The organism is Pelagimonas sp. KU-00592-HH (assembly GCF_040369695.1).
In the GTDB taxonomy this organism is placed as follows: Bacteria; Pseudomonadota; Alphaproteobacteria; order Rhodobacterales; family Rhodobacteraceae; genus Shimia.
This window is the reverse complement of sequence record NZ_BAABWM010000005.1, coordinates 33101-48133: the sequence shown is the minus strand read 5'-3', so window position 1 is coordinate 48133 and position 15033 is coordinate 33101. Positions and strand designations below refer to the sequence as shown.

Here is a 15033-nt window from a genome sequence, read left to right as displayed (position 1 = left end):
AATAAACATTCAAAAATCGAGAGGCGTCCTGCGCGTTATCAGGCCACCTGCGCCCGACACGCATCCAGAAAAGCATCAAGTAAAGCGCTTCCGTTCACGGCCCGCGCCTGCGCAATCACCACCCTGAACCGGCCAATGTCCCTATCAAGCGGGCGCGCAACCACAGCGTCGCCCTCGATGGTCAGGTTCCTGTCCGGCGGAAAACCAACCAAAGTGTATCCCAGCCCCTTGCCCACATAGGCCTGCACCAATTCGCGCGACTGCGAGGTAAAGGGCACCTCGGGATCAAGCCCCGCCGCCTGCAACAGGCTAAGGTAACTCGGCCCCGGCCCGGCACGGGACACCGCGATATAAGGCAGGCCGGACAGGGCCTCCAACGGAACACGATCATCCTGCGCCAGCGGGTGTGCCGCCGACAAAAGAACAAGCGTCGGCAAGTCCGCAAGCGGGGCAACCGCGTGCCTAGCCTCATCAAATCCTTGATCGAACACCACCAGCGCGTCGACATCCCCGGCATCGAGCGCCGTTAAAAGGCTTGGATAATCGTCTTCGACAACCTCGATCCGCACACCGGGATGGCTTTCCCGAAAGGCAAGCACGGCAGGCAATACGATCTTGTGGGCAATGCCATAATGGGTACCGATGTGAATGGTCCCGCTTGTGCCTTCGACAAGATCAGATATTCGCCGGCCCAGCGCATCTGCACGCGTCAGCAGGGCTTCGGCCTCGACGATGAAGTCCTGCCCTGCGCGTGTCAGACGCATCCCGCGCGCGGGAAACCTGTCGAACAGGATCAGGCCGGTGGTCTCTTCGAATTTGTCGATGGCTGATGAGATCGCCGCCGGAGAGACATTCAAAATCCGCGCCGCCGGGGCGATCCCGCCGCTGCGGGCGGTTTCCACCAAAAGTGCCAACTGGCGCAGCGTGAACCCATTCATCAGAAAAACCTTTCCTTTAGGTCAATTAATTCAGTTTTTCCGATCTTCAGCAATCCCCTATACCTGACAACGTAGGAACGGGAGGAAGCAAATGGACATCAGGCCACTGACCGGCGGATTGGGCGCGGAAATCCATGGGGCAGACATTCGAAATGCTGAGGATTTCGACGCCATTCACGAGGCCTTTGCCACCTACTCGGTGATCGTGCTGCGAGATCAGATCGCCAGCCCCGACGACCACCTCGCCTTTGCCCGTCGCTTTGGCCCAATCAACGTCAACAGGTTCTTCAAACCGGTAGAAAGCCACCCCGAGATCGCCATGGTCCTCAAGGAAAAGGACCAGAAAGAGGCCGTGGGCGAAGGCTGGCACACCGATCATTCCTACGATCAGGTTCCGGCAATGGGCTCCATCCTGCACGCCATCGAAATGCCGCCCTTCGGGGGCGATACGCTATTTGTCTCGATGGGCGCGGCCTACGACGCCCTGTCGCCCACGATGCGCGGCTTTCTGGATGACCTCCACGCCATCCACTCCTCGCGCCACGTCTTTGGCGCCAGCGTTCAAGACAGCGAGGCCGCGAAAAGCGGGCGGCTTGGCAACGCCGAGGCCGCCACGCAGGACGCAAGGCATCCGGTGGTTATCACCCATCCCATGAGCGGCCGGCGCGGGCTGTTCGTGAATCCCGTGTTCACCACCCACATCGAGGACCTGACACCAGACGAGTCCGACGCCATCCTCGCCATGCTCTACGACCACTGCAAACAACCCGAATTCCAATGCCGCGTCCGCTGGCAGGCCGGTGACATCACCATGTGGGACAACCGCGCTACCTGGCACAAGGCCATCAACGACTACCACGGCTTCCGCCGCCTGATGCACCGGATCACCGTCGACGGCGTTGCGTTGACACCCTAGCAATAGATATCGATGGCGGCGCGGACTCTAAACCTTCGTCGCCGTGTCCGTCGGCGTGACCTGCCGCCGCTTCAGCACCGCTTCGCGCCAGGTTATGAAGCTGATCGACCCGATGATGATAAGGCCCCCCGTCACAACCCAGACGTCCACGCTTTCATTGAACACCAGCCACCCCAGCAGCACCGCCCAGACCAATTGCAGAAAGGTCACCGGTTGGGTCACCGTCACCGGCGCCGCGGCAAAGGCCAGTGTCATCGCATAGTGTCCGGCGGTCGCGAAACTGGCCACCCCGAACAGGATCAGCAAATCCCAGAGCGTCGGCGTCACCCAGACCGAGGCCGCAAGCGGCGCCAGCCCGATCGTCACCGTCACCGACAACATGCCCACCACCACGGACGGGCTCACTTCTTCGCTCATGATCTTGGCAATCAGATACCCGGCTGCAAAAAGCACCGCCGTGAACAGCATCGCGATGTGGCCACTGTTCACCTCGCGAAATCCGGGCCGCAGGATGATCACCGCCCCGATCAGGGCCACGACAACCGCCAGAATGCGGCGCGCCGCCAGCGTTTCCCCAAGGAACAGTGCCGCCCCGATGGTCACATAGACCGGCGAGAGATAGTTCATCGCCGTCACCTCGGCGATCGGGATCTGTGTCATTGCGTAGAACCAGCAGACAACCCCGGCGGTATGCACCACGCCCCGCGTCCCGAACAGACCCAGCTGCCGCTTGGTCAGCCCCGCCCGCAGCATCGGGCGCACCATCGGCAAGAGAAACACCAGCCCCAGCAGATAACGCAGAAAGGCCGCCTCAGCCGCAGGCACCCGCGGCCCGAGGTATTTCACCAGCGCCGTGACGGCCACAAAACAGGCCCCCGTCACCAGCATCCAGAACACCCCCATCAGGGGTCGTGAAGTTGTTGTCTCGCTCATGCCGGCATTAACACCCGTTGGCCGGGGAATGTCGAGATCGGAAACACGTTAAGGAAGTGGAATAAACTCCTGATCATCCCCCGCAGGCAGTTGGAACCTGCCGTTGGTCCAGTCACCAGCCGCCCAGGCCGCCTTGGCCTCTTCGATGCGTTCGCGCGATGAGGCCACGAAGTTCCACCAGATATGGCGCTGCCCGTTCATCGCCGCCCCGCCCAGCGCCATCAGGCGCGCACCCTGCGGACCGGCCTGAACGGTGATGGCATCACCGGGGCGGAACACCATCATGCGCCCCGCCTCGAACACGTCTCCCGCGATCTCGACCGACCCTTGCGTGATGTAAAGCCCGCGTTCCTCATGCTCGACCGGCAAAGGCAGTTTTGCCCCCGCCTCAAGCACGACATCGGCATAAAATGTTTCCGACAACATCGTTGCCGGCGCAGCCTCGCCCCAAGCCGATCCAAGGATCAGCCGCACGCTTTTGCCCTCTGCCTCAAGAAACGGCAACGCCCCGGCACCATGATGCTCGAAAAACGGCGCATCATCCTCGTGTTTCTCGGGTATGGCGATCCAGGTCTGGATGCCGAACAGGTTGCTTGCCCCTCTGCGCGTCTCTTCACTGGTGCGTTCGGAATGGGTCACCCCCTGCCCGGCCATCATCCAGTTCACCTCGCCCGGGCGGATCATCTGATGCGCGCCCGTGCTGTCGCGGTGCTCGAACTCGCCATCATAGAGATAGGTCACCGTTCCCAGCCCGATATGAGGATGCGGGCGCACGTCGATGCCCTGCCCGGTGACAAACTCTGCCGGTCCCATCTCGTCAAAAAAGATGAAGGGGCCCACCATCCGCCGCCCCGGCGCAGGCAAGGCGCGGCGCACCTCGAAATCGCCAAGGTCACTGGCACGGGGCAAAATCACCGTTTCAATATCGTCAAGCTGTGCGGGCGTGACATGGTCGGGGTCGATACAGGGGTTCCAGCTCATCTGCGCCTCCTCGCGTTGCGGCTATGCTGATCAACCTAGGGCGATACCGTCCCCCGCCAATGCACACCCGTGCACAGGGCTTGTGCACCTCACCCCAGGATCAGCTTGGCCGCAATCGCCCACATGGTCAGCCCGACAACCACGTCCAGCACCTGCCAGGCCCGCGGGCTGACAAACAGCGGCCGCAACAGACGGGCCCCAAAGCCCAGCGAGAAGAAGAACACGAAACTCGACACGACCGCCCCGACACCAAAGCCCCAGGCCGGGCTGTATTGCGATGAAATCCCGCCCAGCAACACAACCGTATCCAGATAGACATGCGGATTTGCCCAAGTCAGCACAAGGCAGGTCGAAACCGCCGCCCAGAGGCTCGACGCATTGCGCCCCTCTTCCTCCAGCGCCTCGCCCCCCTTCATCGCCGCCCGCAGACTCATCGCGCCATAGACGATCAGAAATAGCGCCCCGCCCCATCGCGCAAACTCCACTGCCGTGGGCATCTGTTCGACGATGATGCCGAACCCGGCCACACCGGCGGCAATCAGGATCGCGTCTGAGACCGCGCAGGTCATCACCAGCGGCAGCACGTATTCCCCGCGCAGCCCCTGCCGCAGCACAAAAGCATTCTGTGCCCCGATGGCGAGGATAAGTGAAAATCCGAGTGCAAATCCTGCCATTGCCGCCTGCATCATGGCCGTCTCCTTTGTCCAGTCCCGGCTTGAGTACGCGGCCCCTCTGAATTACACAAATTAAAGTGATTGACCTGACATTAGGAAATCTAATGCACCTAGACTATGGCCAGCTTCGCGCATTGTCCGCCATTCTGCGCACCGGCTCCTTCGAAGCCGCAGCCGCCGAACTGGGCATCACGCAATCTGCGGTCTCGCAACGCTTAAAGGCCCTCGAGGATCAGGCCGGGGCCCTTCTGGTGCATCGGGGCCAGCCCTGCACAGGCACGGATGCGGGCCGTCGCCTTGCCGCCCATATGGATCATGTCGGCCTGCTTGAGGGCCAACTGAAAAGCGATCTCGGTGCACTGACCCCCGGCAGCGACACCCCCCTGCGCATCGCGGTCAACGCCGACAGCCTCGCCACATGGTTCCTGCCTGCTCTGGCCTCTGTCCCCGGTCTTCTCTTCGATCTTCTGGTCGACGATCAGGATTTCTCCGCCGACTGGCTTCGAAAAGGCGAGGTCGTCGGCGCGATCACCGCCAATGCCCGGCCAGTCGCGGGCTGTGATAGCACCCCGCTGGGCAATCTCGCCTATATCGCGACCTGTAGCCCTGCCTTCTTCGCGCGCCACTTTGCCAATGGCGTCACGTCTGACGCGGTGCAACACGCGCCAATGCTGCGCTTCGATCAAAAAGACGCGCTTCAGGCACAGTGGATGCAAAAGCACCTCGGCAACAAGGTCACACCGCCCAGTCACCGCCTGCCCTCCTCTCAAGGCTTCGTTGATGCCGCCTGTCTTGGGCTTGGCTGGGGCATGAACCCTGAACTCCTCGTACGGGATCACATCGCCCAAGGTCGCCTTGTCCCGCTTCTGCCGGACACCCCGCTGAACACGCCGCTCTACTGGCAATCGACACGCCTTCTGCGCGACGCGGTCGAACCGCTGACCCGCGCCGTGAAAATGGCCGCCCGCAAGGCCCTGCCCCCGATCCCCGCCTGAACCGGCACCTCCGCAATACAGCCGTAATACCGACGCAATACCGACGTTGGTTTTCGAGGGTTTCCCAAGAAAAAACCGGCGCGCCTTGGCGCACCGGTCTTAACCATTCCTAACGGGTTGGTAAGCGGCTTAGAGCTGATCCATGACCTCGTCGGACGCTTCGAAGTTCGCGGTCACACGCTGAACGTCGTCGTCATCCTCCAGGGCATCAATCAGCTTCATCAGCTTCTGCATGCCTTCCAGGTCCATCTCGGTGGTGGTGGTCGGCTTCCAGACTAGCTTGGTCGAATCCGATTCACCCAGCGCCTCTTCAAGCGCGTTGGATACGTCGTTCAGGTCGGTGTCCTCGCACCAGATGATGTGGCCGTCTTCCGAGCTTTCCACATCTTCTGCGCCCGCCTCGATGGCCGCTTCGAAAATCGCATCCGCATCCCCGGCACTCGCCGGATAGGTCACTTCGCCCTTACGCTCGAACATGAACCCGACCGAGCCCGTCTCGCCAAGGTTGCCGCCGTTCTTGGAAAAGGTCGAACGTACGGTCGAAGCGGTCCGGTTGCGGTTGTCGGTCATCGCTTCCACGATCACGGCAACACCGTTCGGGCCATAGCCCTCGTAACGGATTTCCTCGTAATCGTCGCCTTCACCCGCCGTCGATTTCTTAATGGCCCGCTCGATCACGTCCTTGGGAACCGACTGCGACTTCGCCTCCTTCACCGCCAACCGCAACCGCGGGTTCTTGTCGGGATCAGGGTCGCCCATCTTCGCTGCGACGGTGATTTCCTTCGACAGCTTCGAAAACAGTTTCGACCGCGCGGCGTCCTGACGTCCCTTGCGGTGCTGAATGTTTGCCCATTTACTATGGCCGGCCATGTGTGCGTGCCCTGTTCTGTTACCTGAATTTCGCTTCATATAGCCCAACGCCACAGGGGCCTGCAAGTTGAGCACGCCTCTTAATCCATGCACTTTTGGGGGCTTTTCCCGCCGACAGCGGGGAATTTTCGCTTACCAAGCCCGCTTGCCATCCTGCGCGCCCTGCGTTTGGGTAGGGACAACGCGTAAAAGGTGCCGCATGACCACTGACCAGATCATCCTGTTTTCTCTTTTCGGAGCCGTCTTTGCCCTGCTGCTCTGGGGACGCTTCCGCTATGATCTCGTGGCCTTCGCCGCGCTGATGGTTGGCGTGGTGACCGGCGTCGTCAAGGTTGATGACGCCTTCGCAGGCTTTGGCCATCCCGCCACCATCGTCGTGGCACTGGTCCTCGTGGTCTCGGCAGGCCTCATGCGCTCCGGCGCTGTCCTGCTCATCACCCGCACACTCGTCGACAGCGCCCGTGGCCTCGGCAGTCACATCGCGCTGATGGGGGGTGTGGGCGCCGTCCTTTCCGCCTTCATGAACAACGTCGCGGCCCTTGCCCTCCTGATGCCCGTCGACATCCAGACCGCGCGCAAGGCCGGCCGCAGCCCCGCTCTGTCGTTGATGCCGCTGTCCTTTGCCACCATCCTCGGCGGCATGGCGACGCTGATCGGCACTCCGCCCAACATCATTATCGCATCGATCCGCGAAGAGGCCCTTGGCGAACCCTACAAAATGTTCGATTTCGCTCCTGTCGGTGGCCTCACCGCCATTGCGGGGCTCGTCTTTGTTGCCCTGATCGGCTGGCGCCTGATCCCCTCTCGGGAAGATGCGGGCAAATCCGTCTCTGACCTCGGCCAATACCTCGCCGAACTGACCGTGCCGTCAGAAAGCAAGCTGATCGGTCAGCGTCTGGGGGAGTTGCAAACGCAGGCCGACGAAGCCGATGTGGCCCTCCTTGGCCTGATCCGCGATGGCAAACGCCGCTACGGCTCGTCCCGTAATGCGCGCCTGCACGCAGGCGACACTCTGATCCTCGAGGCAACGCCGGATGCCCTCGACGAATTCCGCGCGTCCCTGTCCCTCAACTTCTCTGACGAAAAACGCGAAGAACACCTCAAGGCGGCTGGCGAAGGTCTCGACATGATCGAAGTCGTGGTACCGGAAACCGCGCGCATCGCAGGCAAGACCGCGCAGGCTCTTGGCCTTGCATGGCGGCAGGGTTCCGTTCTCATGGGCATTTCCCGCGAGGGCCGTCGCATCACCGAACACATCCGCCGCACGGTGGTCAAACCGGGTGATATCCTCCTCCTGCTGGTCCCCAAGGACCGTGGACCGGACGTCACCGACTGGCTTGGCTGCCTGCCTCTGGCAGATCGCGGCCTTGTCGTCACCGACAACACCAAGGTCTGGCTGGCCATCGGACTGTTCACCGCCGCCGTCCTCGCGGCCTCTGTTGGGCTGCTTTACCTGCCCATCGCCCTTGGCCTCGTGGTGATTGCCTATGTCCTCACCAAGATCGTGCCGATTTCGGAAATCTACGATCACATCGAATGGCCCGTCGTGGTTCTCCTGGGGTCCATGATCCCGCTGGGCGCGGCTCTCGAAGATGCCGGCGGAACCGCGCTGATTGCCAATTCGCTGATCGGACTGACCGAAGGCCTGCCCGGTTGGGCGGTGCTCACTGTCTTGATGCTGGTCACGATGACGCTTTCGGATGTCTTGAACAACACCGCAACAACCATCGTTGCAGCCCCTGTCGGCATCCAGATGGCCCACACCCTCGGCGTCTCGCCAGATCCCTTCCTGATGGCCGTGGCCGTCGCAGCCTCTTCCGCCTTCCTGACCCCGATCGGGCACAAGAACAACACGCTGATCCTTGGCCCCGGCGGCTATCACTTCGGTGATTACTGGCGCATGGGGCTGCCGTTGGAAATCCTTGTGGTTGCCGTATCCGTGCCGTCGATCCTGCTGTTCTGGCCGCTCTAGCGACGCCCCATCAGGCGGGCCATATCGAGCATCCGCTCGGAAAAGCCCCACTCGTTGTCGTACCAGCCAAAGACCCGCAGCAACCCGCCAACCGAAACCGATGTCTCGCGCCCCGAAAGGATCAGCGACTCTGGCCGCGATCGCAGATCGGTCGAGACCAGCGGCTTTTCCGTCCAGCCCAGCAGGTGCGCCTTGGCCGCTTCGGCTTTCAGCAGGGCATTGACCGCCTCCACCGAAGTCGCCGCATCCGTCTGAATCGTCAGGTCGATCGCAGACACACTTGCCGTCGGCACCCGGATCGCCCGCGCCAAGACCCGCCCCGCGAGGTTCGGCAGAACCTTGTCAATCAAGCGCCCCGCACTGGTCGTTGTTGGCACCATAGACAAAGCCGCTGCTCGACTGCGCGCAAGGTCACCGCGCGGCTTGTCCACCGTCGGCTGGCTGCCGGTGTAACAATGCACCGTGGTCATATGCCCCGAGATCAACCCGTATTCCGCATCCAGGACCTTCAACAACGGCGCCAACGCGTTGGTCGTGCACGAGGCGTTCGAGATAATCCTATGATCGCCCATCTCGTCCTCGTTCGCGCCCATGACCAGGGTGATATCCGCCTGGTCGGAAGGCCCCGAGATCAGGACAGACCCTGCCCCCGCCTCAAGCCCCCGTTCGGCCACCGCACGTGTTCCGGCCATGCCCGTACATTCCAGAACCACGTCTACAGAAGACAAATCCAGCTCACGCAGATCGGTCACCCCGTGAAAGGGAAACCTCTGGCCGTTGATGATGATTGCTTCCTCGCCGGTTTCCACCGATCCCCGGAAGGTACCGAACACGCTGTCGTATTCGAATAGGTAGGCGCAGGTCTCAAGCGGCTCGATGTCATTGATCCCGACGATCTCGATATCTTCGTGCCGACCCTGCGCAAGAATGCGCAGCAGCGTCCGACCAATGCGGCCAAAGCCGTTGAGAAAGATGCGAATCTTGCGGTCACTCATGTGCGCCTCCTCCGGTTGGCCTGTTTTCAGCGTGTTTGCCGCCGAAAGACCAGCGCATTTTTGTGATACATCGCATCAAGGAGGCAGGTGATTTACGGCGAAATCACCCGGAAATGCGCAATTCGATGGGCTCAGCCCAGCGTCATGTGCCGGTTCACGTCCTTGTAAAGCAGGTAACGGAACCGTCCCGGGCCACCCGCATAACAGGCCTGCGGACAAAAGGCGCGCAGCCACATGAAATCCCCGGCCTCTACCTCGACCCAATCCTGATTGAGCCGATACACCGCCTTGCCTTCAAGAACATAAAGCCCGTGTTCCATGACGTGCGTCTCGGCAAAGGGGATCACCGCGCCGGGTTCAAAGGTCACGATATTGACGTGCATGTCATGGCGCAGGTCCTCGGACTCCACGAACCGCGTCGTGGCCCATTTTCCCTCGGTGTCAGGCATCGGCGTCGGCGCAACGTCCTTTTCGTTCGTGACAAAGGCCTCTGGCGCATCCAACCCTTCTACGGCCTCATATGCCTTGCGGACCCAGTGAAACCGCACCGGCGTATCGCTCTCGTTGCCCAGCGTCCAAACAGCTCCGGGCGGGATATAGGCATAGCCCCCCTCGCCCATTTCGTGGCGCGTGCCCTCAAGCTTCAGAACCATCTTCCCTTCCACCACGAAGAGAACCGTCTGCGCACGGGGATCGGTTTCGGGCCTCTCGCTCCCGCCACCCGGCAACACCTCGCCGATGTACTGCGAAAAGGTCTCGGCAAACCCCGACAATGGCCGCGCCAACACCCAGAACCGCGCCTTGTCCCAAAACGGCAACAGCGACGTCACGATATCGCTCATCGTCCCTTTCGGGATGACCGCATAGGCCTCGGTGAACATGGCACGATCAGTCAGCAACTGGGTCTGGGGCGGCAACCCGCCCTTGGGCGCATAATAGGTGGTCATGGTGGTTCCCGGTTGTCGGAGGTCGTCTTATTCTGCCCCCTCTCGCGACAGAGGTCCAACGGCAATGGCGGGAGATCGCTGCTGAAACATCCCCTTGGAATATTTGATAATCAGATTGGCTCGATCAACTCCGGCCCACTCGCGCGGTTCGAATTCACCGCCCGGTCCACCTGATGGAAGTGCAACAGATCATCTTCTGCCGACACCATCAGCCGCGCGGCGCCGTGACCTTCTTCGCCAAGCCAAAGCCCCCAATCCTCGCAGTCCACGATCACCGGCATCCGATGGTGAACCGTCGACATCGGCTTGTTGGCGCCCGTGGTGACAATCGCGCAGGTATCAAACGATATGTCCCCCATTTCCCAATGCTGCCAGACCCCGGCAAGCGCCAATGGCCCTTCCCCTTGAATGTACCACGGCCAGCGCACGCCCTCATCATCCTTGGTCCATTCATAAAACCCGCTCACGGGAATAAGACACCGTCGCGTACGGCAGGCCGCGCGAAAGGCGGGTTTCTCGGCAAGTGTCTCGGCACGGGCGTTGATCAGCAGCGGGCCATCGTCAGGCTTTTTGTACCAATGCGGCACAAACCCCCAACGCATCGCCACCAGCCTGCGCCCGGCCTCGTTGCCCATCACAACGTGAACCTGTGTGGTTGGGCATACGTTGTAATTGGGAACATCGGGCAGATCATTGGCCGGAGCCGCCGAAAACAGCTGCGCCATCGCGTCATTGGGTAAGGTGATTGCAAATCTTCCGCACATGGCTACACCCTGTCATAACCTTTGTTGCCACCATTCATTCGTCCTACACGATAGGCCCCCGAAAAGTAAGGAATCCAATGGCCGCCTCCCAAAACCAGCATACGCAAAAAATCGTATCGCTATTGAACTCCGGTCAACTTGGCGCCGCGGCCAAAGCGGCCAAGACCGCAATGAAAGCCTTTCCTAAAGCCCCCCAATTTCCAAACATGGCCGCAACAATCGCGGCACAAAGCGGCGATCCGCGTGCGGCAGTTCAATTCTTTGCCAAGGCACTCAAGCTGAGTCCGGGCGACCCGGGCATTCAAGAAAACCTAATCCAATCGCTCGTCGAATCCGATCAGCACACCAAAGCTCGAGAGTTGATTTCGAAACTTGTTGTTAAGAGACCTTCCTCTGATCGGCTATGGCAGCTACTTGCCGTCTCTCACATGCGCTGCAATGAGCACGCAGAATCTATAGACGCAGCGACAAAGGCCATCGCTGTCAATGCTAGCAATGCGCTGGCATTCAACCTGCGTGGTATTTCACGAAAAAGCCTAGGGTATCACGCGGAAGCGGTGGTGGATTTTCGAAAATCCCATGAAATCAAACCGCGCGATCCAGATCCACTGGCCAACATGAGCCTGCCGTTAGCGGAGCTTGGCAAACCGGAAGAGGCGTTTGAAGCCTGTAGGATGGCTCTGGAACTTGATCCCAATCACCGAATTGCCTTGTTCAACAACGCGGTCCTGCTGAACGAACATGGGCGTATTGAAGACGCAGTTGGGGTGTTCAAGCGTCTACTTGAAATCGACCCTCTTCACGCGGAAGCATGGTCGGAGTTGGTTCAGACGCAATCAAAAGAAGACAACCTGCGACTCGAGCCTGCCATCAGATACGCTATTACGAAAACACCTCGAAAGTCCGAAAATCAAATCCACCTCAACTTGGCCCTGGGAAATTGCCTTTTTCAAAAGGGTGACTTTGAAGGGGCGTCTGCAGCGCTGGCTGTCTCCAATGAGCTGGCATTTAAAACGCGGGACGTGGACACACGAAATGCCCAACGCCAGCTAGAGGCAATCAAGGATAGGTTTCCGAAGGACGGCACGCTGTCAACAGCAGGGGACACCCAATCCCCTTGCCCAATTTTTATTATAGGACAGCCGCGCTCAGGGACGACATTGGTTGAAATGATGGTTTCTTCTCGGTCGGATGTGGCTTCATGCGGTGAATTGCCCTTCGCGAACCAACTGTTGATCGAGCTCTTAAAAAATCAGGAAGAGTTCGACCCAAAAACCTTTTCCCATTCGTACAGAAGCAGCTTGCCAGCTCTACCTTCAGGAGCAGAGTACTTTGTCGACAAGATGCCAAGCAATTACAGGTATGTTGGCTTTCTGCTGTCCGCATTCCCAAACGCACCGATAATTCATGTAGAACGCGACCCCCGCGATGTTGCATTGTCAATGTGGCGCTCGCATTTCCCGGCTGGGGATATGGACTACACGTCAAACCTAGAGGCAATGGCACGCACGGCAAATATCTATCGGAAATACATGAACCATTGGAAATCCATCGCAGGCAATCGAATGCTGACGTTGGACTATTCTGATATCGTTACAGATATTGAAGGGAGTAGCCGTAAGATAGCTGATCTCTGCGAAGTAGAATGGACGCCGGAAATGATGTCGCCTGAGCAAAACAAGGCAAGGGTCAAAACCGCATCAGTTGTGCAGGTCCGCCACGGCGTTCACACGAAATCCATAGGTGGCTGGCAACGTATGGAAAGGGCCCTGCTTCCATTCACCAAAGCTCTCGACCATGAATTGTGGCCGGATCTTGATTGACAAATCAGATCGCAAACTGAACCACTGATCTATTCGTAAACGCCCATTCCTGCGGGCAAAAGCAACCACCTGATGCTGGAATGCCAGAAAATGAGGCTGGAACAGCAGCACGTTTGCAATCGTGTTGCGTTCAGGTAAATCTGACCCGACTAAGACATTTCCGTACGAGACAGCACATGGCACTCGCCCCGCAGGCCCAAGCCCAGAAAATTATGACTCTCCTGAACCAACGGCAGTTTCCCGCGGCGGTGAAGGCAGCAAAGGCGGCACAGAAAGCCAATCCGCGAGCATGGCAGTTCACGCATCTATATGCCATGGCACTCGCCCAAAACGGTCAGTTGAAAGAAGCGATTCCGCTATTCACCAAGGTTTTGAAGCAGCAACCAACTGACTTAGATGTTCAGAACAATCTGATTTCGACCCTGGTCGAAGCAGGACAACATACGCAAGCCCGACAACTGATCTCCAAGCTTCTGCCAAAACGTCAGACAAAGCATGATCTCTACCAAGTGCTTGGCTTGTCTCACATGCGCTGCAACGAACATGCCGCCGCAATAGAAGCCGCCGACAAGGCTCTTGCAGAAAATCCCGAAAACGATACCGCTCACAACATCCGCGGTATATCGCTGATCGGCGTCAAGCGTATGGAAGATGCCATCGCGGCCTTTGAAGAGGCACACCGCCTAAATCCTCAAAACCCCGAACCGCTTTCCAACATGAGTGCCGCTCTGTCTCACGCTCAGCGCTTTGACGAGGCAATGACCGCCGTAGAAAAGGCGCTGCAGCTGAATCCAAGGCACCTTACAGCCTTGCACCGTTTTGCCGCTCTGCATTCCAAGATGGGCAATCTGAACGATGCCGTCGCTCTCTATCGCAAGATACTCGAGTTGGATCCTTACTACGCAGAAGCCTATTCCGAGCTGGTTCAAGCACAGACCATTGACGAAAACAAACAGCTGTTTGGAACGCTCAAAACCGCCATCTCCAAGATACCCAAAAACTCGTATCTTCAGGTCCATTTGAACCTCGCTATGGGGAACCTGCTTTTCAAGGAAAAATCTTATGACAAGGCCGCCCCTTATCTTTCTACGGCGAATGCGCTTGTTAGCAAACGAAGACCTCATGATTTCGCTCGCGCAACCTCGGACCTTGAAAAGACGCGCGAGATGTTTCCCCTCGACAAACCTCTTCCGAAAGAAGGCGACACCGAGACGCCCCGGCCGATTTTCGTGTTGGGCCAACCTCGTTCAGGTACAACCCTTACCGAAATGATGATCTCCGCCTCTGACGAAGTAGTGTCCTGCGGCGAGCAGCCGATGGCAGGCCAGATAGCACAAGAGATCCTCCAGGGAAGAGCGAGCTTCGATGCCGTGGAATTCGCCAGGACCTACCGCGAAGGGCTGCCATCTTTCGCGGGCGACCGGAATTTCTTTGTCGACAAGATGCCCGCGAATTATCAATACATCGGTTTTATCCTCAGCGCCTTCCCGGAGGCCCCGATCATCCATATCGAACGCGACCCGCGCGATGTCGCCCTGTCAATGTGGCGCGAGTTCTTCACGTCTGCTTGGATGAATTTCACCTTCGACATGAAAGCCATGGCACATTCGGCAAACCTCTACCAAGGCTACATGAAGCACTGGCAGGCATTGGTGGGTGATCGTATTCTCAACCTGAACTACGCTGACATCGTTTCAGACCCTGAAGCAGCGAGCCGCAAAATGGCTGATTATTGCGGGCTGGAATGGTCAGAAGTTATGATGGCACCAGAGCGCAACACGGCACGCGTCAGCACCGCCTCGGTTGTGCAGGTCCGCGAGGGCGTGCACACCAAATCCCTCGGAGGCTGGCGTCGACTGGAGAAATCGCTCAAACCCTTCGTGGAGGCGCTTGATCCGGACCTCTGGCCTGATCTCGACTAGCGGTATTGCTTGCGGGCCAGGTCGATCCGCGCCTCCATCATCGACATCTCTTTCATGATGTCCTGGCGGAGCGTCCGGTCGCCTGTTTCGAGCAGCTCTTCGCGCAGACGTGCCAGTTCGCGCGACAGGGATACGAATTCGGGAACACCACCCGCTTCTTTGACGAGGCGGTTCAACATCGCGTTTTCGGGGTCTTCCTCGCGCGGCAAAGGCTTGCCGGCACCTTCGAGATTGTCGAAGGCACCTTCTGCCTCGGCCTCGGCGATCTTGGCGTTGATAAGATCAATCAGCGGATGGTCCATG

The 15033-nt window shown here is 59.2% G+C and carries 14 protein-coding genes; 5 read left to right on the top strand and 9 right to left on the bottom strand.

The features are described from left to right. Window positions 1–38 precede the first annotated feature (38 nt). Window positions 39–938, bottom strand: coding sequence for a LysR family transcriptional regulator (locus tag ABWV42_RS18385; protein WP_353341451.1), 900 nt, complete (start codon window positions 936–938; stop codon window positions 39–41). A 91-nt stretch (window positions 939–1029) separates the two neighbouring features. On the opposite strand from ABWV42_RS18385, the gene ABWV42_RS18380 reads away from it, so the two are divergent. Further along, window positions 1030–1854, top strand: a complete 825-nt coding sequence (locus ABWV42_RS18380; protein WP_353341450.1) for a TauD/TfdA dioxygenase family protein — start codon at window positions 1030–1032, stop codon at window positions 1852–1854. 27 nt (window positions 1855–1881) lie between these two features. Here ABWV42_RS18380 and ABWV42_RS18375 read toward each other — a convergent pair whose 3' ends face one another. From ABWV42_RS18375 to ABWV42_RS18365, 3 genes are all read right to left on the bottom strand, one after another. Beyond that, on the bottom strand, window positions 1882–2787 hold the full coding sequence (locus tag ABWV42_RS18375) for a DMT family transporter (protein ID WP_353341449.1): 906 nt from the start codon (window positions 2785–2787) through the stop codon (window positions 1882–1884). Between the two features lie 48 nt (window positions 2788–2835). Continuing rightward, a complete protein-coding gene (locus tag ABWV42_RS18370) occupies window positions 2836–3768 on the bottom strand; it encodes a pirin family protein (protein ID WP_353341448.1) in 933 nt (310 codons plus the stop codon). Between the two features lie 89 nt (window positions 3769–3857). Beyond that, complete coding sequence (locus ABWV42_RS18365) at window positions 3858–4454, bottom strand: LysE/ArgO family amino acid transporter (RefSeq protein WP_353341546.1); 597 nt, start codon at window positions 4452–4454, stop codon at window positions 3858–3860. Between the two features lie 92 nt (window positions 4455–4546). On the opposite strand from ABWV42_RS18365, the gene ABWV42_RS18360 reads away from it, so the two are divergent. Beyond that, the gene (locus ABWV42_RS18360) at window positions 4547–5437 is read left to right on the top strand and encodes a LysR family transcriptional regulator ArgP (protein ID WP_353341447.1); all 891 of its coding nucleotides are present in this window, start codon (window positions 4547–4549) and stop codon (window positions 5435–5437) included. Window positions 5438–5566: 129 nt separating this feature from the next. Here ABWV42_RS18360 and ABWV42_RS18355 read toward each other — a convergent pair whose 3' ends face one another. Beyond that, window positions 5567–6307 (bottom strand): YebC/PmpR family DNA-binding transcriptional regulator, encoded by a 741-nt coding sequence (locus ABWV42_RS18355; protein ID WP_353341446.1) that lies wholly within the window; start codon window positions 6305–6307, stop codon window positions 5567–5569. 199 nt (window positions 6308–6506) lie between these two features. Between ABWV42_RS18355 and ABWV42_RS18350 the strand changes: the two genes are divergently transcribed. Then, complete coding sequence (locus ABWV42_RS18350) at window positions 6507–8279, top strand: SLC13 family permease (protein ID WP_353341445.1); 1773 nt, start codon at window positions 6507–6509, stop codon at window positions 8277–8279. Here the strand turns inward: ABWV42_RS18350 and ABWV42_RS18345 are convergent. The 3 genes from ABWV42_RS18345 to ABWV42_RS18335 form a co-directional block, all read right to left on the bottom strand. Beyond that, complete coding sequence (locus tag ABWV42_RS18345) at window positions 8276–9274, bottom strand: type I glyceraldehyde-3-phosphate dehydrogenase (protein WP_353341444.1); 999 nt, start codon at window positions 9272–9274, stop codon at window positions 8276–8278. The genes ABWV42_RS18350 and ABWV42_RS18345 overlap by 4 nt on opposite strands. 131 nt (window positions 9275–9405) lie before the next feature. After that, the gene (locus ABWV42_RS18340) at window positions 9406–10221 is read right to left on the bottom strand and encodes a bifunctional allantoicase/(S)-ureidoglycine aminohydrolase (protein ID WP_353341443.1); all 816 of its coding nucleotides are present in this window, start codon (window positions 10219–10221) and stop codon (window positions 9406–9408) included. Between the two features lie 110 nt (window positions 10222–10331). Further along, window positions 10332–10985 carry an SOS response-associated peptidase gene (locus ABWV42_RS18335; RefSeq protein ID WP_353341442.1) on the bottom strand — a complete coding sequence of 218 codons (654 nt, stop codon included), beginning with the start codon at window positions 10983–10985 and terminating at the stop codon, window positions 10332–10334. A 77-nt stretch (window positions 10986–11062) separates the two neighbouring features. Here ABWV42_RS18335 and ABWV42_RS18330 point away from each other — a divergent pair, with 77 nt between their 5' ends. Further along, a complete protein-coding gene (locus ABWV42_RS18330) occupies window positions 11063–12808 on the top strand; it encodes a sulfotransferase (RefSeq protein WP_353341441.1) in 1746 nt (581 codons plus the stop codon). Window positions 12809–12888: 80 nt separating this feature from the next. Next, window positions 12889–14730: a tetratricopeptide repeat-containing sulfotransferase family protein gene (locus tag ABWV42_RS18325; RefSeq protein WP_502930975.1), complete on the top strand. Its 1842-nt coding sequence runs from the start codon at window positions 12889–12891 to the stop codon at window positions 14728–14730. On the opposite strand, the gene ABWV42_RS18320 is transcribed toward ABWV42_RS18325, so the two are convergent. Continuing rightward, window positions 14727–15032 (bottom strand): DnaJ family domain-containing protein, encoded by a 306-nt coding sequence (locus ABWV42_RS18320; protein WP_353341439.1) that lies wholly within the window; start codon window positions 15030–15032, stop codon window positions 14727–14729. The two genes, ABWV42_RS18325 and ABWV42_RS18320, sit on opposite strands and share 4 nt — an antisense overlap. Between the last annotated feature and the right edge of the window lies 1 nt (window position 15033).